At 47.3% G+C, this 21,271-nt stretch carries 20 protein-coding genes; 12 read left to right on the forward strand and 8 right to left on the reverse strand.

Annotated features, from left to right (window positions below; genetic code table 11):
- Positions 1 to 2: 2 nt before the first annotated feature.
- The 4 genes from MHM95_RS17560 to speA form a co-directional block, all read right to left on the reverse strand.
- On the reverse strand, positions 3 to 1,196 hold the full coding sequence (locus MHM95_RS17560) for a mechanosensitive ion channel domain-containing protein (RefSeq protein WP_045980275.1): 1,194 nt from the start codon (positions 1,194 to 1,196) through the stop codon (positions 3 to 5).
- Positions 1,193 to 2,113, reverse strand: coding sequence for an acyltransferase (locus MHM95_RS17565; RefSeq protein ID WP_022943919.1), 921 nt, complete (start codon positions 2,111 to 2,113; stop codon positions 1,193 to 1,195). Before MHM95_RS17565 ends, MHM95_RS17560 begins: the two co-directional genes overlap by 4 nt.
- Positions 2,114 to 2,115: 2 nt before the next feature.
- On the reverse strand, positions 2,116 to 3,009 hold the full coding sequence (locus tag MHM95_RS17570; protein ID WP_045980274.1) for an acyltransferase: 894 nt from the start codon (positions 3,007 to 3,009) through the stop codon (positions 2,116 to 2,118).
- A 96-nt stretch (positions 3,010 to 3,105) separates the two neighbouring features.
- Positions 3,106 to 4,986 carry a biosynthetic arginine decarboxylase gene (gene speA / locus MHM95_RS17575; protein ID WP_239385905.1) on the reverse strand — a complete coding sequence of 627 codons (1,881 nt, stop codon included), beginning with the start codon at positions 4,984 to 4,986 and terminating at the stop codon, positions 3,106 to 3,108.
- A 160-nt stretch (positions 4,987 to 5,146) separates the two neighbouring features.
- On the opposite strand from speA, the gene speE reads away from it, so the two are divergent.
- Both speE and MHM95_RS17585 read left to right on the forward strand, forming a co-directional pair.
- On the forward strand, positions 5,147 to 6,007 hold the full coding sequence (gene speE, locus MHM95_RS17580; RefSeq protein ID WP_022943916.1) for a polyamine aminopropyltransferase: 861 nt from the start codon (positions 5,147 to 5,149) through the stop codon (positions 6,005 to 6,007).
- Between the two features lie 185 nt (positions 6,008 to 6,192).
- Entirely contained in the window at positions 6,193 to 8,226 is a 2,034-nt protein-coding gene (locus MHM95_RS17585) for a glycoside hydrolase family 97 protein (RefSeq protein WP_239385906.1), read from the forward strand.
- A gap of 79 nt (positions 8,227 to 8,305) precedes the next feature.
- Here the strand turns inward: MHM95_RS17585 and MHM95_RS17590 are convergent, their stop codons facing one another.
- The 4 genes from MHM95_RS17590 to MHM95_RS17605 form a co-directional block, all read right to left on the reverse strand.
- A complete protein-coding gene (locus MHM95_RS17590) occupies positions 8,306 to 8,686 on the reverse strand; it encodes a DUF6768 family protein (RefSeq protein WP_239385907.1) in 381 nt (126 codons plus the stop codon).
- A gap of 11 nt (positions 8,687 to 8,697) precedes the next feature.
- Positions 8,698 to 9,210 (reverse strand): RNA polymerase sigma factor, encoded by a 513-nt coding sequence (locus MHM95_RS17595; protein ID WP_138547901.1) that lies wholly within the window; start codon positions 9,208 to 9,210, stop codon positions 8,698 to 8,700.
- Positions 9,211 to 9,612: 402 nt separating this feature from the next.
- On the reverse strand, positions 9,613 to 10,668 hold the full coding sequence (locus tag MHM95_RS17600) for a potassium channel family protein (protein WP_239385908.1): 1,056 nt from the start codon (positions 10,666 to 10,668) through the stop codon (positions 9,613 to 9,615).
- Positions 10,669 to 10,713: 45 nt separating this feature from the next.
- Complete coding sequence (locus MHM95_RS17605; protein ID WP_239385909.1) at positions 10,714 to 12,501, reverse strand: DUF885 domain-containing protein; 1,788 nt, start codon at positions 12,499 to 12,501, stop codon at positions 10,714 to 10,716.
- 232 nt (positions 12,502 to 12,733) lie between these two features.
- On the opposite strand from MHM95_RS17605, the gene MHM95_RS17610 reads away from it, so the two are divergent.
- The 10 genes from MHM95_RS17610 to MHM95_RS17655 all read left to right on the forward strand — a co-directional run bounded on the left by MHM95_RS17610 (position 12,734) and on the right by MHM95_RS17655 (position 21,267).
- On the forward strand, positions 12,734 to 13,684 hold the full coding sequence (locus tag MHM95_RS17610; RefSeq protein WP_239385910.1) for a diguanylate cyclase: 951 nt from the start codon (positions 12,734 to 12,736) through the stop codon (positions 13,682 to 13,684).
- 90 nt (positions 13,685 to 13,774) lie between these two features.
- On the forward strand, positions 13,775 to 14,530 hold the full coding sequence (gene ubiE / locus MHM95_RS17615) for a bifunctional demethylmenaquinone methyltransferase/2-methoxy-6-polyprenyl-1,4-benzoquinol methylase UbiE (RefSeq protein WP_022943908.1): 756 nt from the start codon (positions 13,775 to 13,777) through the stop codon (positions 14,528 to 14,530).
- A gap of 9 nt (positions 14,531 to 14,539) precedes the next feature.
- Positions 14,540 to 15,163: an SCP2 sterol-binding domain-containing protein gene (locus MHM95_RS17620; RefSeq protein WP_053911686.1), complete on the forward strand. Its 624-nt coding sequence runs from the start codon at positions 14,540 to 14,542 to the stop codon at positions 15,161 to 15,163.
- Between the two features lie 11 nt (positions 15,164 to 15,174).
- Positions 15,175 to 16,773, forward strand: a complete 1,599-nt coding sequence (gene ubiB, locus MHM95_RS17625) for a ubiquinone biosynthesis regulatory protein kinase UbiB (RefSeq protein ID WP_053911687.1) — start codon at positions 15,175 to 15,177, stop codon at positions 16,771 to 16,773.
- A 70-nt stretch (positions 16,774 to 16,843) separates the two neighbouring features.
- The gene (gene tatA / locus MHM95_RS17630; RefSeq protein ID WP_239385911.1) at positions 16,844 to 17,086 is read left to right on the forward strand and encodes a Sec-independent protein translocase subunit TatA; all 243 of its coding nucleotides are present in this window, start codon (positions 16,844 to 16,846) and stop codon (positions 17,084 to 17,086) included.
- Between the two features lie 6 nt (positions 17,087 to 17,092).
- Positions 17,093 to 17,413 (forward strand): Sec-independent protein translocase protein TatB, encoded by a 321-nt coding sequence (gene tatB, locus MHM95_RS17635; protein ID WP_022943904.1) that lies wholly within the window; start codon positions 17,093 to 17,095, stop codon positions 17,411 to 17,413.
- Positions 17,406 to 18,146: a twin-arginine translocase subunit TatC gene (tatC, locus tag MHM95_RS17640; RefSeq protein WP_022943903.1), complete on the forward strand. Its 741-nt coding sequence runs from the start codon at positions 17,406 to 17,408 to the stop codon at positions 18,144 to 18,146. The genes tatB and tatC overlap by 8 nt, the downstream gene beginning before the upstream one ends.
- A complete protein-coding gene (locus tag MHM95_RS17645) occupies positions 18,143 to 18,694 on the forward strand; it encodes a hypothetical protein (protein ID WP_239385912.1) in 552 nt (183 codons plus the stop codon). Before tatC ends, MHM95_RS17645 begins: the two co-directional genes overlap by 4 nt.
- A 9-nt stretch (positions 18,695 to 18,703) precedes the next feature.
- Positions 18,704 to 19,477: a TatD family hydrolase gene (locus tag MHM95_RS17650; RefSeq protein ID WP_022943901.1), complete on the forward strand. Its 774-nt coding sequence runs from the start codon at positions 18,704 to 18,706 to the stop codon at positions 19,475 to 19,477.
- A gap of 2 nt (positions 19,478 to 19,479) precedes the next feature.
- The gene (locus MHM95_RS17655) at positions 19,480 to 21,267 is read left to right on the forward strand and encodes a sensor domain-containing diguanylate cyclase (protein ID WP_239385913.1); all 1,788 of its coding nucleotides are present in this window, start codon (positions 19,480 to 19,482) and stop codon (positions 21,265 to 21,267) included.
- Positions 21,268 to 21,271: the final 4 nt, after the last annotated feature.

The raw sequence follows: 21,271 nt of genomic DNA on the forward strand, positions 1-21,271 counted from the left end.
GGTTAGTTTGGGCTACTCATTTGCCCAGTAATACTCTGATATGGGCGTAATTCGAACACAGGCAGCATCGCGAGCAAATGATCCATAATCTCAGCCTGCAAGTGCTCATAAGAGATCCAGCGTTTATCGGCACTAAAGCAGTAAAATTCAATAGGCAGGCCGTGGTTTAGTGGCTGCATCTCGCGCACCATTAAGGTCAGTTCATTGTTGATGCGCTCATGCTGCTTCAAGTAGCCTTCGGCATAGCGGCGAAATAACCCTAGGTTAGTGACCTGCTCCGGCAAGTTACTGGCTTTGACATAATCATCAATATTAATGCTGTCGCTGATACGTTGCTGCAATGCCTCGTCGGCGAGGCGAATACTGTTCATATCGATATTCAGCGAGCGCTTTATCCGGCGACCACCAGACTCTTGCATACCGCGCCAATTCTTAAATGAGCCGGCCACCAGCATATAAGTTGGAATGGTGGTGATAGTGTTATCCCAATTGCGCACTTTAACGGTGTTCAGGCCAAGATCGATAACTTCACCGTCAGCGCCGTAGTTATCAACCTGAATCCAATCTCCGTAGGTAACCAAGCGATTAGCGGCAATTTGAATACTGGCAACGAAGCCCAAAATCGTGTCTTTAAACACCAACATAGTGACCGCTGCGATAGCACCAAAGCCAGAGATAATGTAGGTGGGAGACTTCTCCAGCAGTAATGAGAAGATTAAGATGGCACAGATTATAAAAGTCACCAGCTTTACCAGCTGGATAAGACCTTGAATCGGGACTTCTCGGGCAAACTCAAACTGATTATAGATAGCACCACCAACACTGACGACACTACTGACGATAAAGCCGCCATAAACAATAAGCGCTATCTGCGCTAAGGTCCGTACAACGCCACCCACCAGCTCGGTGCTTGGAAAAACGTTCTGGAAAAAGGCTAAAAACACCACACAGCAAATAATACCGGCGACGCGACGATTCAGCTTTTGTAGCAACGGCGCCAGCATAGTAATGCGCTCTGGTGATAACTTGGCGGCCAGCGACTGTACACCTGGCAACATCAAGCTGCGCAGGAAAAAATACAGCAACAGAATCGCCAGCATCCCCAAACCTGTGGCGGTAATCGCACTGAATAAACTGGCTTGCTCCATGCCCTCAAACCAAGGCTCGACTAGGGTTTGTAACTGGCTCTCATTCATAGTTCACCTGTTGAGTTCGCAACATCAGGACACACCTCAGTGACAGGCGCATGATTGTGAGCAATCAACGCATCTTTCTGATGCCACATAACATTGAGGTGTTTTTGAAACTCAACGCGAAAGGCTTTGTCTTGCTGATAATCCCCCACTAGTTGTGGCGCAATTTCTCGCACCTCTACTGAGAGTTCAATATGAGTAAGTCGGCCAGTTAAAAAATCGCGACAGATATGGCTGCCCTGTGATTGGTAGTGCAACGTTGCATCTAAGAGACCGTCAAATTGCTCCCCTAGCACTTGCAGTGCAAAGGCGATACCGCCAGCCTTGGGCTTTAGCAAATGGCGAAATGGACTCTCTTGGCGTTGATGTTTACTCGCAGTGAAACGTGAACCCTCGACAAAATTAACGATACACGATGGATACTGTTTAAAGTTATGGCAACTGCGTTTGGTTCGCTCTACGTCCATACCTTTGAGCTTTGGGTTCTTGGCTATTTGCTCTTTGCTCGCACGCTTCATAAAGGGCATACCCATAGCCCATGCACCGCTGCCAATCAGTGGCACATATTTTAACTCATCTTTGAGGAAGAACTTCGGTGCGGGTAGCTCATTCACCGCACTAAGTACAACGATATCAAGCCAGCTAAGGTGATTAGATATCAGTAAATACCAAGCGCCTTTTTGCACTTCACCGTTGAACGACACATCAAAGTTCTCACAGCCGATCTTTAACCCTAAACGATTACCACCACGCCAGCCATTGTAGGCGCTATGTAATAATACGGTTACTACATGCAGAGGCAACACTAACTTCACTAAGCCTAAGAGGAATACGATTACTCCCCACACCAGTGTATTCACTAGCAACACACAGCCAGCTAAAATCCCTGCTAACCAATTGGGTAGAAATCGCTTGAGCATAGTTAACTCCTGTTATGCTTTGCTAAATCGTCAAATACACGGTCTTTGTCATGCCACATATCATTAAGGTGCTGCTGAAAAGATACCCGAAATTCATTGTCATTGCTGTAGTCACCCACCAACTTTTTATCAAGCGGGAGTACCTCAACATGCACAGCAACCTCTTTCACTTTGCCTGCAGCCAAGTCCAAAAATGTGGGGATGCCGCCGGGGTAATGAATGGTCACATTCACTATCTTACTGATCTGCTCTCCCATCGCTTGCAGCACAAACGCGACACCACCCGCTTTAGGCTTCAGTAAATGCTTAAACGGACTGCGTTGGCGCTGATGCTTGTCCTCGGTATAGCGCGTTCCCTCTACGAAGTTGACAATAGACACCGGCATTTCTTTAAACTTTTCACAGGCTTTGCGTGTGGTTTCGATGTCTTTACCACGCAGTTTAGGGTTTTTCTTTAATTGCGACTTGCTGGTGCGTTTCATAAAAGGAAAATCTAATGCCCACCAAGCTAGGCCTAAAAAAGGCACGTACAGTAGCTCTTTTTTCAAAAAGAAATTCAAAAATGGTATGCGGCCCCGAAAGATACGCTGCATCACCAAAATATCGACCCAACTTTGATGGTTGGCAATCACGAGATACCAATCTTTTTTGCGTAGCTTATCAAGGCCACTCACTGTCATCTTATAGGGAGTGAGCAATTTTTGATTCAATGAGTTACCACCCACCCATAACCCTGCCATGGCTTTTGCCGCCGCACTCATTAACTTTTGCCAAGGCTTGATTGGCAATAATTTCAGTAACCCGCAAAGCACAATGGGGAAAAACCAAAACAGAGTGTTAATCGTGTACAAACTAACACTTAAAACTTGCCTAACTACAGCTACTACAGCGCGCAAAACGACTTTCCTATATAGGTATAAAAAACAAGCGCTAATAATAGCGCTTTTTATCGACAACAGAAAACCGATCTGTTGGTGTTACTAACAACAAAGTTAATCTTCGAAATAGGTGTATCCGCTCAGACCTTGTTGTAGCTGTTCAATATACGCCTTTTTGATGTCACTATCGATATCAAGCGCGTTGATACGCTGGTGATAGACTGCTGCTAAGTCATCGCTATCGTAATGCACAAATTTTAATACGTCCTGAACACTGTCGCCCTTGAGTTTATGACTTAATTTAAACTCGCCATTATCACTGTGCACATGCACCGAGTCGGTATCACCGAAAAGGTTATGGAGATCGCCAAGAATCTCTTGATACGCACCCACCATAAACATAGCGACATGATACTGTTGGCCGAATTCATAACGCGGTATCGGCAGGCTCGTTTCAATCCCCGCCCCGTCAACATAATCGCGAATTTGACCATCGGAATCACAAGTGATGTCTTGGATAATCACACGCTGCTCCAATGGCTTATCTAAGTTTTCTATGGGTAGTACCGGGAATAATTGGCCAATACCCCACACGTCAGGCAGTGATTGAAACAGCGAGAAATTCACAAATAGCTTATCAGCGAGCTTTTCGTTAAGGTCATCCAATACCTCGCGATGGGCACGCACCGAATCCCGTAAGCAATCACGTACTTTATGTAAGGTGCGGAAGTAAAGCTGCTCCACTAACGACCACTGCATAATGCCCAGCATGCCATGAACATACTGGCTATGAGCCTCACTAAATAAGTGCATGGCATCGTGATAGCTCTCCAAGGCCATACGACTGCTCACCGCTTCACAGGTGTGCTGCATTTCTATCACTACAGAAGGCAAATTTTGGTACTGGTCGATGGCTACATCGTTATTTGGGATGCGCTCAACGTCCACCACATCGGTAATCAGCACGGCATGATGAGCCGTCAGTGCTCGTCCTGACTCGGTAATGATATGTGGATGTGCTAAATCATGGCTGTCGCTTACCTCACTAAATGCGGCCACCACATTGCGCGCGTATTCTTCCACGGTGTAGTTCATAGAGCAGCTGCTGCGCGACCCCGAACCTTCGTAGTCCACACCTAGACCACCACCGACATCAACGGTTTTTAGCGGCACGCCCATTTGCGATAGTTGCGCGTAGTGGCGTGCACACTCTTTGAGCGCGCGTTGAATGTCGCGAATATTGGCAACCTGTGAGCCAATATGAAAATGCACGAGTTCCAGCAAATGTAACTTGCTTTGTTGACGTAGCAGTTCGACAGCTTGCAGTACCTGCGAGGCTGTCAGGCCAAACTTGCCTTTTTCGCCGCCGGTATTTTGCCACTTGCCCTTACCCACAGAGTTGAGGCGAATACGTATACCTATTGCTGCTTCAAGGTTCATGGCCGCCATTTCTTTGAGTAAGGCATCCAATTCAGAGAGCTTTTCGATAACAATATTAACCTTGTGGCCCATGGCTTGACCAATTAATGCGAGACGCAAAAACTCACTATCTTTATAGCCATTACACACTATGGTGATATTTTTTTGTGCCAGTCCCAATATCGCCATTAACTCTGGCTTAGAGCCCGCCTCTAAACCGACTTGGTTGCTATCATGGGCCAATAACTTATGCACCACCGAGCGCTGTTGATTCACTTTAATTGGGTAAACACAGGTATAGCCGCCTTGATACTGCTTCGCCTCATTCGCCTTAGCAAAGGCACCAATAAGCCGTGAGGCTCGGTGCTGCAGAATATCGGTGAAGCGCACTAATACCGGTAACGTCAGACCTTGGTCTTTAAAGCTTTCCACCAGCTTATTTAAAGGCAAACCTGGGCGACTATGATCGCCATCCGGGTACGCCACGAGCTCGCCCTGCGGATTAATCTCAAAGTAACCGTCGCTCCAGTGACTTACGTTATATACGGCCTGAGCAGCCTGGTAACCCCATTGCATAAAGCACTCTCAATATTGACCTGTGAATTTGCCGCTAGTGTAATACCTTAAAGTGTTCCTAGCGAATAGAAAATCGTACGGATTGGGCTAAAATTTCATTGAGCATTATGACGCTCACTGGCAAAATTGTCCCTCCACTTTACTGGCGATTATTGAGCACATGACAAGTTTAGATAAAAACCACTGGTTTACCGAGGTAAGCGACCGTGACGGTAGCGCGTTCTCACTGCGTATTAATAAGTTGCTTGAACAGCAACAGTCTCCGTTTCAACACGTGGCAATGTATGAAACCACCGATTTTGGTAACCTGATGGTGATCGACGGCTGCACTATGGTCAGTAGCCGAGAAAACTTCTTTTATCATGAAATGATCGCCCACCCAGCGCTATTTAGCCACCCGAACCCAAAAAACGTGGTGATTATCGGCGGTGGTGACTGCGGAACCCTGCGCGAAGTGCTAAAACATGACAGTGTTGAAACTGTCACGCAAATCGACATTGACCAAGTTGTCACTGAGATGTCGCTGAAATATTTCCCTGAGTTGTGCAGTGCCAATGATGACCCCCGTGCCACCTTGCTCTTTGATGATGGCATCAAATACATGCGCGATGCGCAAGCCGAGTCGATTGATGTCATTATTGTCGATGGCACTGACCCTGTAGGCCCCGGCGAAGGCTTGTTTAATCATGCTTTTTATCAAAGTTGCCTTGCAGCATTACGTCCAGGCGGTGTGCTGGTGCAACAAAGTGAAAGCCCACTTATGCATATGCCATTGCTGCTGGAAATGCGAGCGGCCATCAAGCAGGTTGGTTTCGGCGCGTTGCAAACCTTGCCTTTTCCACAGCCGATTTACCCATCGGGGCTGTGGTCAGTCACCTTAGCACGCAAAGGCCTGGGTTTTGACGGCTTTAGAGCCTGTGACCCTGACGCCCTCAACACCTTATATTACACGCCGGGCGTACACCAAGGTGCGCTCGCGGAGCCACCTTTTATGACCAAGGCCTTCAATCAGCAAGGCTAATCAGATGGGCGACTATTCGCCCTGACTCTCACTATGTAATATGTGAATACGTATGCAGAGTCGTGTATTTCATCGCTAACCCCCTTACTCTTAATGCTTCCAATACAAGTACCTGTAGGCCTGCGTTTGCCAGCACACGTGACAGCCATCGCTTTAGCCTCGGGTATAACAAGCAGGATAGGTTGATGCGATTATTACTTCCCTTACTACTGGCCTCACCTTTGGCGTTGGCAAAAACAGTCGATGTTAGCTCTCCCGATGGCAAAATCACGCTTACATTAAGCGACGAAGGGGCGCCACATTATCATGTGAGTTACGCTGGCAAAGCGGTGATAAACTCATCTAAACTGGGTTTTTATTTTGCCCATGCCGCCCCGCTAAGTGATGACTTAACTATTAGCCACAGCGAACGCCACAGTGCCGACATCACCTGGCAGCAACCCTGGGGTGAGCAACGTTTAATTCGCGATAACCATAATGAGTTGGCGGTTACTTTTAGCGACCCAGAAGCAGCTGAGCAGTCTTATACCGTACGCGTAAAAGTGTTTAATGACGGCCTTGGATTTCGCTATGAGCTTACCGGTAAAGAGCGCCCAGATTACCGTATTACCGATGAGCTCACCGAATTTGCCCTTGCTGGCCAAGACAATGAAGCGCTGTGGATCCCAGCTCGAGGCTGGAATCGCTATGAATACGTTTACAACCGCACTAACACTGCTGAAGCCGCCCATGTACACACCCCCTTCACTGTAAAAATGCAAAACGGTATTCACCTCAGTATTCACGAGGCAGCACTGGTCGACTACGCGGGCATGACTTTGAACCAACGCCGACCAGGCACGTTCAAGGCCGATTTAACTCCTTGGTCCGATGGCATCGCAGTGAAAACAAAAAATGGTTTCACCACTCCTTGGCGGACCATCCAAATTGCTGATAAAGCCACTGGATTACTCAACTCACACCTGATTTTAAACCTCAATGAGCCCAATAAACTCGGTGATGTGTCTTGGGTTAAACCCGGTAAATATGTCGGTATTTGGTGGGGCATGCACATCAATGAAAACACCTGGGGCAGTGGCGACAAGCACGGAGCCACCACCGAAAACACCCGCAAATATATGGACTTCGCCAGTGAGTATGGCTTTGATGGAGTGTTGGTTGAGGGCTGGAACCAAGGCTGGGATGGTGATTGGTTCTATAACGGTGACTTATTTAGCTTTACCGAGAGCTACGATGATTTTGACATTGAGGCCATTGCCAAATACGGCGAAAAGCGTGGCGTAAAATTGATTGGTCACCATGAAACCTCAGGCAATGTTAGTAACTATCGTCAGCAAATGGACGCCGCCTTCGCCCTCTATCAGCGCCATGGTGTTAGCCAGATCAAAACCGGTTATGTTGCCGATGGTGGCAATATTAAGCGCCTTGATGAACAAGGCATTGCTCGCTATGAGTGGCATGACGGCCAATTTATGGTCAATGAATATCTCCACAATATTAAACTTGCCGCAGAGTATCAGCTCAGTATCAATACCCATGAGCCAATTAAAGCAACCGGCTTGCGCCGTACCTACCCAAACTGGATTACTCGCGAAGGAGCCCGAGGCCAAGAGTTTAACGCCTGGGGAACGCCGCCCAACCCCCCCGCGCACACGCCGATGCTGGCTTATACGCGTATGCTCGCCGGACCTATGGATTTTACACCGGGCATTTTCGATATGGGCTTCAACGGCTTAGGGGCTGACACTAATCGTCCGCAAACAACGCTGGCAAAGCAGTTAGCACTGTATGTGGTGTTATACAGCCCGATTCAAATGGCCGCCGATTTGCCACGGAACTATCTCGCCAAACCAGCAGCATTTCAATTTATCCAAGATGTACCGACCGACTGGGAAAAGAGCCAAGCCATTGCTGGCGAAATGGGTGAATATGTGGTTTTTGCTCGTAAAGAGCGTCAACGCGATAACCACTCTGGCAAGGATTGGTACCTCGGTGCTATCACCGATGAGCAAGCTCGAGACATCACTATTAAACTTGACTTCCTTGAGCCAGGGAAGCGTTTTGAAGCGCAGATATATGCCGATGGTGAAGATGCTGAGTGGGTAAACAACCCCTACAGCATGGACATTCACACCGAAAACGTGAGCAGCCAAGATAGCTTAACCCTGCGCTTGGCACCAAGCGGCGGCACCGCCATTCGCTTTAAAGCACTAGACTAACCGCACTCACAGGCCGACGCCCAGTCGGCCTGTATTACCTGAACCGTTCACACATGCCCTGCCGACGCATGCACAGTGATTAGTTTGATTGTGGCGACGCCGCGCCCGCGCTCTGCAAGTTTAACTCGCTGCGCTTTATTTCACGTAATATTGAAGTGCGGTTCATTTCCATAAATAGCCACAATTTGATGGCTATTTGCACCAACAGCCCAGCGATAAACCACACTCCCCAAAATACCTGCTCGTTGATAACGGTGGCCATGTAGAATCGGTAACCAGCATAAATAAAAGCCGCCGTCGCGAGTAGTGCAAGCAGCGTCGAAAGCCAAACCCAGCGGCGCATAGAGCCACTATAGATGTGCCCAAGGCGATTAAATAAGCCCTGTTCACGAGATAAAATCTGATCTAACTGCGCTTGCTCACTGTGTAAACTCGCTTTAATTTGTTGCTCAACACTCATAACGCTCTCTCCTATTGCTGTGCCCATTGGCTTAATCTTTTTCTGGCCTTGTGCAAGCGTGACTTCACTGTGCCTTGAGGAATATCCAACACCACTGCAATGTCGCTAATGGCTAGCTCTTCAAGGTAAAACAAATACACTGTATGACGCTCCCCCCAGGGCAGTCTGGCTATCAGACTCAACATATCTAGGCTTTGCTCCAAACTTATAGGTTGCGCCGCCACTAACGGTGCTTCGGCTATACCCTGCTCTTTGTACTGACGCCGTATTACATCAATAAAGCGCCGGTAAATAGCACGAAATAACCAAGCTTTAAATGCTCCGGGCTCCAGCAACGAACGTATATCTTTGGCTACCTTACTCCATACTTCCTGAGTAATATCACCAGCATCTTGGGGAGATTGGCACAGCTTATAAGCAAAACGATAACTCGCTTGATAGTGAAGCTCGCATAATTCGTTAAACGCCTGCTTATCACCGCCCTGCGCCGCTAAGACCAGCAATGCCGTATAAGATTGTTTCATAGCTTTTCCAGGTGTTTATTAGCAAGACGCGCTATGGCTTACAAAGGTTCACGTATATTGAAAATAAATAACGCTTGATTGCCGCTATCGCTCATATAAACGTGTAGCGCAAAAGCCAATAGTAAGCACGCACATCAGCCATGTCGGCCCACTCAGCTAACAAAGCATGGGGTGCAGGGCTAATATCCTTCTCCGTAGACGTCATTTTATTTAGCGAAAGTGCGAGTTGCAGTGAGCTTTATCACCGCGATGAAAATACATCCCTTCTCACAGCAAGCGATACAGCTCAGCGCATTAGGGGAAAGAGCGTCAACCGCGAGCCCATGGGGCCGGGCCCGCAGTCCAATATTGGCAGCTATTTACTTGTACAACAGCGAGAACTGCTATGAGTACAAGCAATAGTTAAGGCCATTTAACCTCGGATGCCAACACCCGTTCAGGGGCAATGTAGTGAATGATATCGCCACCTTGGATGGCATAATCCAACGGCGGATTTAAATCCATATCTAAGGCGCTGCGATTATGAGCAATCCCTAAAATAGTGGCGTCGTATTGGTGTTTGAATACCGTAAAAATATCGTTGTAGGTAAACTGGCCGACATCGTTGGGGATCATCATAGAAAAATGGGTATCCCCATGCAGGCTAGACATAATTTCCTGTTGCACCCGACTCGCCCCTGGGTCCTCCATAGAGCGCACTAAGACTTCCGCTGTGCGGTTAGAGCTGCACTCCACATTTGCACAATGTTCACCTAGCATCTGTGCCTTGCTTTCATCATCAAAATAAGCACAAATATGGGCACTTTCCTTTACCAGCTTGCTAATCTTTAGCGCCGTAGTGAAGCTTTGGTTATCATCGGCTCCCTCAACAATTATTTTATCTGCTGTGGCAATGCCTACGCGTTTAAGTTGCTCTTCATCGGTGTAACTACTGAGCTTAACAAAGCTGACATCGGGCTCAGAGAAAAACGGGTGCTCCATATCATCGGTTACCGCGAGTACAATTTCACGCTTTACCCGTTTTTCATCAGCAAGAATATAGCGCACCATTTTTCTGGTACGCACTGGGTGCCAACCAAAAATAATGATGTGATTAGCAAAATGAGTCACGTCTTTTTCACCTGTCATAGCGCGCCTTATTAAATGTGTGATGGACTGCCCTGCTTTACCCAGCAACATGCCGAACAAGGCCAAACCGAAGGGGATCTGAACCAAAGCCACCAATAAGCGGCCCATCTCTGTAGTCGGACTAAAGTCGCCGTAACCCACCGTTGAGGTAGTCACGACATAATAATAAAAAAAGGCATTCGCAGAGGTAAGCGCATGCTCCCCAGCAATTGACAATAGCACCCAAGTGAGTGCCATATGTGCCAAGGTGACAAACACCACAACCTGCCAACTAAGTTGGTCAATATGATTGCGTATCGTCAGTAGCACACGCTTTAAAATAATCGGCATAGCTCGCCTTATTAGTATACTTATGGGCGCAGTTGCGCCCTTCCCTTACTTCGCTTTGGCACCGTTTTGGTTGTTAGCAAGTGCCTCGTCGATATAGTTATCTATTTGTTGTTCCAGTACATTAAGAGGAATTGAGCCATGGCGCAAGACCTGATAGTGGAACTCGCGCACGTCAAAATCATGGCCTAAAGCGTTTTCCGCTTTAGCGCGCAAGCGCTTAATGGTGAGCTCACCAATTTTGTATGACAGCGCCTGGGCCGGCCATGAGATATAGCGATCAGTCTCGGTTTTCACATTATGCAGCGACAGCGCGGTATTATCACGCATAAAGTTCAGCGCTTTATCACGGCTCCAACCGAACATGTGCATGCCTGTATCGACCACTAAACGCGCTGCACGCCACATTTCATAAGTAAGACGACCAAAATTACTGTAGGGATCTTGATAGAAGCCCGCTTCTAAGCCTAAATACTCACTGTACAGCCCCCAACCTTCGCCAAAGGCCGATAAATAGGCGTCGCGTCGATAGCTAGGTAGGTAATCAAGCTCAGCATTGAGGGCAATTTGTAGATGGTGACCCGGTACGGCTTCGTGTAGGGTCAAAGCTTCTAAAACATATAATGGCCGTTTATCCAGTGCATAGGTATTAACCCAGTAGTAACCAGGCTCATCATCTTTGCTTGCCCCCACATAACGACCTGTGGTGTATTTTGGCGCAATACTCGCTGGCACCGGAGCGACACCGTAAGGTTTGCGTGGTAACTGCTTGAATAGTCTAGGCAGCTGCGCATCCATCTTTTTGGCGATGAATGAGGCTTCTTTCAATAGCTCTTCCGGTGTTTTAGCGTAAAATTGTGGGTCGGTACGTAAAAATTCAATAAACTCAGCAAAACTGCCTTCGAATCCTAAATCATCAATAATCGCCTGCATTTCGCCGCGAATACGAGCCACTTCTTGCAGACCGAGCTCATGAATTTCTTTCGCAGTCATCTGCGTGGTGGTGTAATGACGCGCTCGATTAGCATAATACGCTTTGCCATTTGGCACTTCAGAAATCCCTATCGATTCACGTGCACCTGGCTGATAGGTTTGCGTAAAGAAATCGTAATAGCCTTGGTATGCTGGCAATACCTGTGCACCGATAACGCGCTTAGCTTGCGCTTGCAGCTCAGCAAAGGCCTCATCACTCACCCCTGCAGTGTTACGCTTGAAAGGAGCATAAAACGCAGACTCGGTGACATCATCGACCAAGTACGCGCTTATCGACTCCTCATAGCCGGCAAGCACGGCTTTAGGTTGCGTTAACCCTGTTTCGAGCCCTTTTTTCATCCAATAGATGTTTTGCTCAAAGAACCGAGGCACTTGGCGCAGGCGCGCTAAGTAGGTTTCAAACCCTTGAGCAGAACTGTAATCTCCACGCTGCACCATAAATGACAAGGATGAGTGAAAACCATATTCGGAGGTAAGGGGCATATAGTGCGCATTGAACACATACTCATCGACACTGTTTTGCACCTGCGCAGTCAATATTTGCAGATTGATCTGATTCTCTTCACTGAGCGTGCTTTTATCGATAGCTTTAAGCTTATTCAATAATGCTGTTTTATCTTGGTATTGCTGCTCTAAGAATTCAGGCGATAAATTGGGGAGCAAATACCCGTCAACCTCTTGCTTATACGGGTTGACGCTTTCTCGATAACTGACAACCTGCTCAGCCAATGTGGTGAACTGATTATTGGTATTGGTCTTGTGTGCTGAGCTTGCGCAGCCACTCAAAGCAAGGGGAATCGCACAGGCCAATGCCAGTTGCTTAATATGTGTTCCTAGGTTCATGCTTTATTCTCATTGATTGTGCATTTCGCCATACTCTAGCCTACCACAGCGCGCGAGCCAACCGCTTGCGACCAGCGTCCAAATGTCGGTTCTGCGCATAAAGTGGGCGCTTGGTCGCAATTATGTAACCAGAGTATTCCAAAAGAGAACAATTTGCTTTTTAATACCGCCAAGGGATGTATAAGCAAGCTAGGATTGGCTGCACCTCCATTTCAACCTGGTGATTGTGATTATGATGTTCCATGACTCCATGGCCAACGCGCAAGAGAAAATGACCCAAGTCTGTCATTTGCTCGAACTGCATGCGCTGCCGCCAACACCTTTAAATTACCATGTGCTGTACCAGCATGTGAGTGAAGGCGAAAGTGCACTGAGTGAGGCCTTACAAGCTGCTGTAACCGAAGGCCGCACCATTGACTCAGTGTTAATGGAAGAGTTGTATATACAATATCTCACACCGGATCATCAAAAGCAGACCGCTATGGTTGAACGTATTAGCGAATTGATAGGTAATCTAGAGCGCAATAGCAAAAGCAATCAAAAACACATCGACCATTACCACCTCGAAATTGATCGTTGTGCTCGCGCTTTAGATGAACATGATGTTGATAAAAGCCGACACCAGCTGCGTAAGTTAGCCGAGCATACCCTAGTGTTAAAAGGGCAAATGCAAAAGTTTAAGCAACTACTGGAACAAATAAAACAGCAATACCTTAGTACTAAATCGCAACTAAAACGCCTTAAAGACAAACACCATCTCGACCCACTCACCGGCCTTTATCACCGTCATTATCTCGATAAAAAATTTGAGTATTGGGCCAAGAAGCAGCATCAAATCTCTTTGATCCGTATTGATGTCGAAAACTATCAACAGTTTTGTCATGACTACGGCGACAGCATTGGTAATTTAATGCTCGAAAAAGTGGCCACCAAAATAGACAAATATGTCAAAGAAAGTGGTTTTTGCGGGCGCACCCAAAATGAGCAATTTACCATTATGATGGCCGACGTCGAGGCACAAACCGTGGACCTCATTGCCGAAAAAGTACAAGCCGGCATCAGTAAGCTTCGCTTTGTAAGTTCACGCAGTGGTAAACAGCTCCCCGGTGTGGCGTTTCAATGCCAAACCATACATCGCCAGCAAGAACCTAACTTTAGCGCCCTCGTCTCATCCACTCATTAGCTTCTGCGCTTGCTAAAAACGGCTTAATCCTTGAGCTGTTACAGGGCCTCAAGTACACTATGACAAACTCTCCCTCTGGGCTTAAATTAGATGAAAGAAGCTGAGCAAAAAACCACCCACTTTGGCTATAAAACGGTTGCTACAAGCGACAAAGTTAACCATGTAGCGGATGTCTTCCACTCTGTTGCTGCCAAATACGATTTAATGAATGACTTGCTCTCTTTTGGCATCCACCGCTTGTGGAAACGGGTTACCATTGCCAGTTCAGGAGCCCGCAAAGGGCAAACCATACTAGATTTGGCCGGTGGTACAGGCGATTTAACCGCTAAGTTTAGCCAACTAGTGGGCGAGACTGGCAAGGTGATTCTCGGCGACATCAATGACTCGATGCTTAAAGTGGGTCGCGATAAACTGCGCGACCGAGGCCTAGTCAGCAACATTGAATATGTACAAATGAACGCCGAAGCGCTGCCATTTCCCGATAACAGCATAGATGTGATCACCATTGCGTTTGGTTTACGTAATGTGACTGATCAGAGCAAAGCCCTCGCTTCGATGTTTCGCGTATTAAAACCCGGTGGACGATTACTGATTCTTGAGTTTTCCAAGCCTGAACATGAAGTGCTTACTAAACTGTATGATATGTACTCATTCAACATTTTACCGCAGGTCGGTAAAGCGGTACTCAATGACAGTGAGTCATACAAGTATCTAGCAGAATCAATCCGTATGCACCCGGACCAAGACACCTTGGAAGCCATGATGAAAGAAGTGGGCTTTGAGCAAACCAGTTATCAAAATATGACCGGGGGCATTGTTGCCCTCCACCGTGGCTTTAAATTTTAAGAGGCAAATATGCTCTCTCACTTTGCTGTAGCCAGCGCTGAAAAGCTGGCTAATCGACTGATACTGCTTGATCCGCAGTTGCAGCAAAGGCTGCAACAGATAAACACTCAAGTGCTGGTACTGCACATTCGTGACTGGCAGCAGTATGTAAGTGTTCACTATGGTGATGCAGGGCTAATGCTGCAAGCCCATAATGAAGCACCCGAGCAACACCAATGCTTTATTAGCGCTGATACTGATACATTAATGAAGCTAAAGGATCCCTCTTTGCTCACCCAGCTCATCCGCCAAGATAAGCTCGACCTTGAAGGCGATATTCATCTGGCCCAAGCCTACAGCCAAGCCTTTAATGATTTGGATATTGATTGGCCCGAGCACTGGTCTAAATATATCGGTGATGCGCCAGCACAGTTGCTATGGCAAACTCTCAGTAAAGGTAAAGCGCAAGCTCAGCAGAGCCTCACTAAACTCGACCATATCGTGCTCACGCTCTTGCAGGATGAGCTTAAAGTGAGTATTCACCCGCTAGAATTAGAACAATTCACGCGCCAGAGTCGCCAGCTAAAATCCGACGTCCAGCATCTTGAACAACGTATAGATGCGTTGTTGACGCACGTTCAGCAAACACAGTAAAGAGGTGCCCTTTGTCTGCGGCAAGACTGTATTTCATCACTAAAACCTTATTGCAGTATGGCATCGATGAACTGCTGCCACAGCAGAAGCTTCCTTGGTTTGCCAAATTGGCTCGACGCAGTATTTTTTGGTTACGTAATCGCCATAAGGATAAACCCGCAGGCGTGCGTTTACGTTTAGCGCTACAAACATTAGGGCCGGTGTGGATTAAGTTTGGGCAAATGCTCTCTACCCGTCGTGACTTGCTACCACCGGAAATCGCCAGTGAGCTGGCTCTGCTACAAGACCAAGTTCCTCCTTTTGCAGGTGATCAGGCCAAAGCCATTATCGAGCAAGCACTGGAAGTTAATGATATCAGCGACGTGTTCAGTGAGTTTGATGTGACTCCCTTGGCTTCCGCATCAATTGCGCAGGTGCATACGGCCACTCTCATTGACAACGACGGTGACCACCAAGATGTGGTCGTTAAAGTCATTCGTCCTAACATCAAAAAGCAAATAGATGCCGATTTAGCGCTGATGCAGCAATGCGCCCGAGTTGTCGCCAAACTACTTAAAGAAGGCCGCCGTTTACGTCCGGTGGAGGTTGTTAAGGAGTATAAGAAAACCCTTCTCGATGAACTCGACCTGATGCGCGAAGGCGCCAATGCGATTCAGCTACGACGTAATTTTGAAGACTCGGAATCACTTTATATCCCCTTTGTGTATAGCGATTTTAGCCGCACCAATGTGCTGGTTATGGAACGTATATATGGCATTCCCGTATCCGACACCGATGCCTTATTAAAGCAAGGTACCAATATGAAGCTATTGGCGGAACGTGGCGTTGAGGTCTTTTTTACCCAAGTATTCCGCGATAGCTTTTTCCATGCGGATATGCACCCTGGCAATATTTTTGTTTCCTTTGATAACCCTCACAACCCGCAATATATCGGCATCGACTGTGGCATTGTTGGTACCTTAAATAAAGAAGATAAACGCTATTTAGCGGAAAACTTTATCGCCTTTTTCAATCGTGATTATCGTAAGGTTGCTGAGCTGCATGTGGATTCCGGCTGGGTCCCTGCCGATACCAGTATTGAAGAGTTTGAATTTGCTATTCGCACTGTTTGCGAGCCCATTTTTAACAAGCCGCTAGCGGAAATTTCGTTTGGTCATGTATTGGTTAATTTATTCAATACCGCTCGACGTTTTAATATGGAAGTGCAGCCACAGCTCGTACTACTGCAAAAAACACTGCTTTATGTCGAAGGATTAGGGCGGCAGCTTTACCCTCAGCTAGATCTGTGGAAAACCGCCAAACCCTTCTTAGAAGACTGGGTTAAACAACAAGTAGGGCCTTGGGCGGTCGCCAAACAAATGTACGCCAACTTACCATTTTGGGCAGAGAAGTTTCCTGAGCTACCGGATCTGATCTACCATAATTTGAGGCGTCAACAGCATCCTCCTGCGCCACCAGCAACCAATCACAAAGCGATTATTTTAGCGTTAGCTGGCTGCACAGGACTGATCGTTGCTTGTTTAGTCGCGCTTGCGCAACATCCTGTATTTTCAGCAGTCAGTGCCGTCGCCGGGTTTGCAGCGCTGTTTGCTGCTTGGCGTAAAGGCTAACAGCACTATGACATCATCTTTGTGCGCGGTATACTTCGCCACAGTTTAGTAGGACATTTCGGAGACAGTTATGGGTTTTGGCGGTATTAGTATTTGGCAGTTGTTGATCGTATTGGCGATCATCGTGCTACTTTTTGGCACTAAAAAGCTGCGTAATATAGGCGGTGATTTAGGTAATGCTGTAAAAGGCTTTAAAAAAGCGGTATCGGATGACGATAATAAGCTCGATGCAAAATCAGATGACGCTAAAATTTCTGAATCGAAACAACAGGCTGAAGAAAACCCTAGTCAAAAAGACAAAGATAAGGTGTAGCCACCCATGGGCATGTGGGAATTATTGGTGGTGTTCGTAGTAGGTCTTATTGTCCTTGGTCCAGAACGCTTACCTGTGGCCATTCGAACGGTAAGCCGCTGGGTAAAAACAGCCAAAGGCATGGCCAACAATATTTCTGCACAGGTCAACGAGGAACTGCGTGTACATGAGCTACATCAGAACCTTAAAAAGGCTGAGCAGCAAAATATGGAAAACCTTCCTGACGATGTAAAAGACTCGGTGGCAGAGCTGCATAAAGCGGCGCAATCAGTCACTCGCAGTTATGACAACGCACCAAAAAAAGACAGCAGTAACAAAGATGAGTGAACCCCAACAGAGCGGCTTTATTGCCCACTTGGTCGAATTACGTAATCGCTTGATGCGCTCATTGCTTTGCGTATTGTTGGTGTTTGTTGCGCTCGTGTATTTTGCCAACGACATTTACGCCTTTGTTGCAGCGCCTCTGCTTGCACATTTGCCAGCAAACAGCCAGATGATCGCCACCGATGTTACCGCACCGTTTTTTACGCCTTTTAAGCTTACACTTTTTGTTGCCATATTTGCTGCCATCCCCTTTATCTTGCATCAAGTATGGTCTTTTATTGCGCCGGGACTGTATCAACACGAAAAGCGCATGCTGATCCCTATCTTGCTTTCAAGCGTCTTACTTTTTTACGGTGGTATCGCTTTTTGTTACTTCGTTGTCCTACCCATCGTACTCAGCTTCTTTACCGGTATTGGCCCTGAGGTTATGACGCTGACGCCAGACATCAGCAGCTATTTAGGGTTTGCATTAAAGCTATTTTTCGCCTTCGGTATTGCCTTTGAAATCCCGGTAGCCATCATGCTGCTTTGTTGGAGTGGGGCAACGACCACCGCGAGTTTAAAGCAAAAGCGCCCTTATATCGTGGTTGGGGCTTTTGTGGTCGCGATGTTTCTAACGCCCCCCGACGTGTTATCACAGACCTTGCTCGCCTTACCGATGCTGTTATTATTTGAGCTCGGCCTGATTTTGGCCGCCTTTTATAGCGCTAAATCACCACAGGAAGAAAAACAATGAAAAAATATTTAGTATCCGCCGTGCTCACCGCTTGGGTGGGAACACTTTCTCCCGCAGCCATAGCCAATGACGGCGTGAATATTCAAGCGCTAAAGGCCTGTAGCTTTATTGAAAATGATTTTCGTCGCCTGCTGTGCTACGACAACATCATGGCCGGCAAACCTATTGATGCCATGCCTAAAGGCGAAGTGAAAAACACCAACGCTGCACCGCAAAGTAATAAAAAAGCGCAAGCCGCAAGTGTTGCCGGTGCGCCAGCAAAACATAGCAAAGTCAATAAAGCAGACTTTGGCCTAGAGCATAAAAAAGAAAAAGAACAAAAAGACGATAATAACGAGCTTCGCGCGCGTGTAAGCCAAGTTGATGAAGCCCCTTATGGTGAGCTTATTTTGACTCTAGACAACGGCCAAAAATGGCGCCAAATTGGCACCGAACATTTTCGTTTGAATAGCAATGATACAGTGATTATTAGCCGTGGCATGTTCAACTCTTTCCTACTGAAAAAACAAGGTGCAAATAAGTCTATCCGTGTTAAACGCGTTGATTAAGTAGCTGCCATGATAGATATCGGAGTCAATCTCACAAGCAGCCAATTTGCAGCAGATACTGACGCTGTGGTTGCTCGTGCTCGCGACGCAGGTATCACCAATATGGTAGTGATTGGTTGTGACGAGCGCGATAGCCAGCATGCAGTTGAGCTGGCACGTCGCCATCAGTTGTTTTGCACCGCCGGTATTCATCCCCACAATGCAAAAGATGCAAGCGCCGAGTTCGAGCAAGTTATCGCCCAGCTAGCCAGTCAAAGTGAAGTACTGGCTATTGGTGAATGCGGCCTCGACTACAACCGCGACTTCTCACCGCGACCTGTACAGCGCGAGATTTTTGCTCGCCAGCTAGCTTTGGCAAATGAATTAGCGCTGCCCGTGTATTTACATGAACGTGATGCTAGTGCGGATATGCTAGCACTGCTGCGAGAGTACCAACCGCGTGGAATTTTGCACTGCTTTACCGGCAATGCTGAACAGGCTCAGCACTATCTTGAGTTGGGCCTGTATTTAGGGATCACAGGCTGGGTATGTGATGAACGTCGCTCGCAAGCGCTCAATGAAGCCTTGGCGCATATTCCTAGGGAGCGATTACTAGTTGAGACTGACGCTCCTTACCTCTTGCCTCGGACAATACGGCCAAAACCAAAGTCACGGCGCTGTGAACCCCATCACCTTGGCTACGTAGTCACCCACTTAGCTCAACGCTACGCATGCACTGAAGCAGAGATCATCGCGCAGACCAAACATAATTTTAGCCAATTGTTTAATGTGGAGCTGCGTTAGTTATGCGTGTGCTTGCTTGGGCGATGATGCTGCTGTGGTCGTGCTCAGCACTCGCCTCAAGCATGAGTATCAATACCGAAGCAGACTCCTTAGCAACAGCGCAAAATTCACCCCATTGGCAACCCCTTAATAAGCCGTTTATCAACTTGGGCAACAAAGTGCGTTATGGCTGGCTGCGGGTGAATTTAAGCTCTCACCAACACCCACCCAGCGTGTATATTATTGCCATTGATAACCCATTAATAGACAGCCTCAAAGCGTTTCATTTACGTGATAATAAGCTAATCAACACGCGTACTATAGGTAGTCAAGTTGATAGTACAGATCGACTTTTTAAAGATGAATCACTGTCCTTTTATATTGATACCCGTAGCCCCGGGGAGCACTGGGTCTACATCGAAGTGATCGCCAGTGACGGCTTTAGACTGCCGGTTCAGGTGCATACTCTGAAGAGCTACTTTGAATACAAAAGCAGCTTCAATAGCCTATTCGGGGCGGTAATGGGCCTCGCCGCAACGCTGATATTGACCACCTTATTCTTTTTTATTCTGTCACGACAAGCCCGCTTTTTATTGGCCACGGCATACATTAGTGCTTTGGCACTGATAGGTATTTACATATTTGGCTATGGCTATCGCTATTTGCACCCCGATACACCTTGGCTACAAACGACGGTGCTGCCCCTACTACTGATGGCTGCACCAAGCCTCTTAGTTGCCTTGAATCAAACACTGATAGCGCCAGTCAAACGTAAAACGGCGATTACTGTCCTGCTCATTACTGTGGCTATCGCCCTACTTCCAAACCTTTTGCCTGCCGCTATTGCCGACCCTATCGTGGTTGTTGCGAGTACCTTATTTTGTTTATTCGGCACGGCCTATAGTGCTTGGCAAGGGTATCGTAAGCAACAACAACAGTTATGGGTACTCAGTATTGCTAATCTGATGTTACTCGCGCTGATGGGCTATTTTTGTTTCAACTATTTTGGTTTCGCATTGCCGATTAACAAAACCAGTTGGTGGCTTTTCTTGCCCCCTGCGAGCAGTGCCTTACTTGTCTGTTTTGTAGTTATTCGCAACTTGTTAAGCCAGCACAGTGAACGCATGCGCGCGCAGCAACAAGCACTGGCGGAGCAGCAAACACGAGACCAATTACTGGCTCAGCAGCTGGCACTAGAGGAACAAACTAAAGAAGAACTAGAAAATAAAGTAGAAGAGCGCACCATAGAGCTACAAATTACCCTACGGGAATTAGAAGAAAAGAACACAGAGCTAGAGCGCATTAATAACGAGGACCCATTAACGGGTGTCAAAAATCGCCGCTTTTTCGATAAGCGTTTAGAGCATGAGTTACGGCGCTCACAACGGGATGACGCTCCGTTGAGCCTGCTAATGATAGACATAGATCACTTTAAAAAGGTCAACGATAGCTATGGTCATCCCGCTGGCGATGCAGCTATTAAATTGGTGTCACACACTATCAAAGCCTGTTTACGCCGCCCATTTGACCATGTGTGCCGCTACGGTGGTGAAGAGTTTGCCGTTATTTTACCCAATACCACGCACGAGGGCGCCCTCAAGCTGGGCGAAGAAGTATGCACTGAGGTAGGTCAACAACAGGTTGAATTCTCAGAGCACCAATTTTCATTAACTGTTAGTATTGGCGTGCATACCGCTTACGGGGAAACCACCGCTCACGCTGGCGACATCACCCATATGGCGGATGAGGCGCTATACCATGCTAAAGCGCATGGTCGTAATCAAGTAATTAGCTCACAATCTTTGCCTTAGGAGA

Source organism: Pseudoalteromonas sp. CnMc7-15 (assembly GCF_022347925.1).
Taxonomy (GTDB): Bacteria; Pseudomonadota; Gammaproteobacteria; order Enterobacterales; family Alteromonadaceae; genus Pseudoalteromonas; species Pseudoalteromonas ruthenica.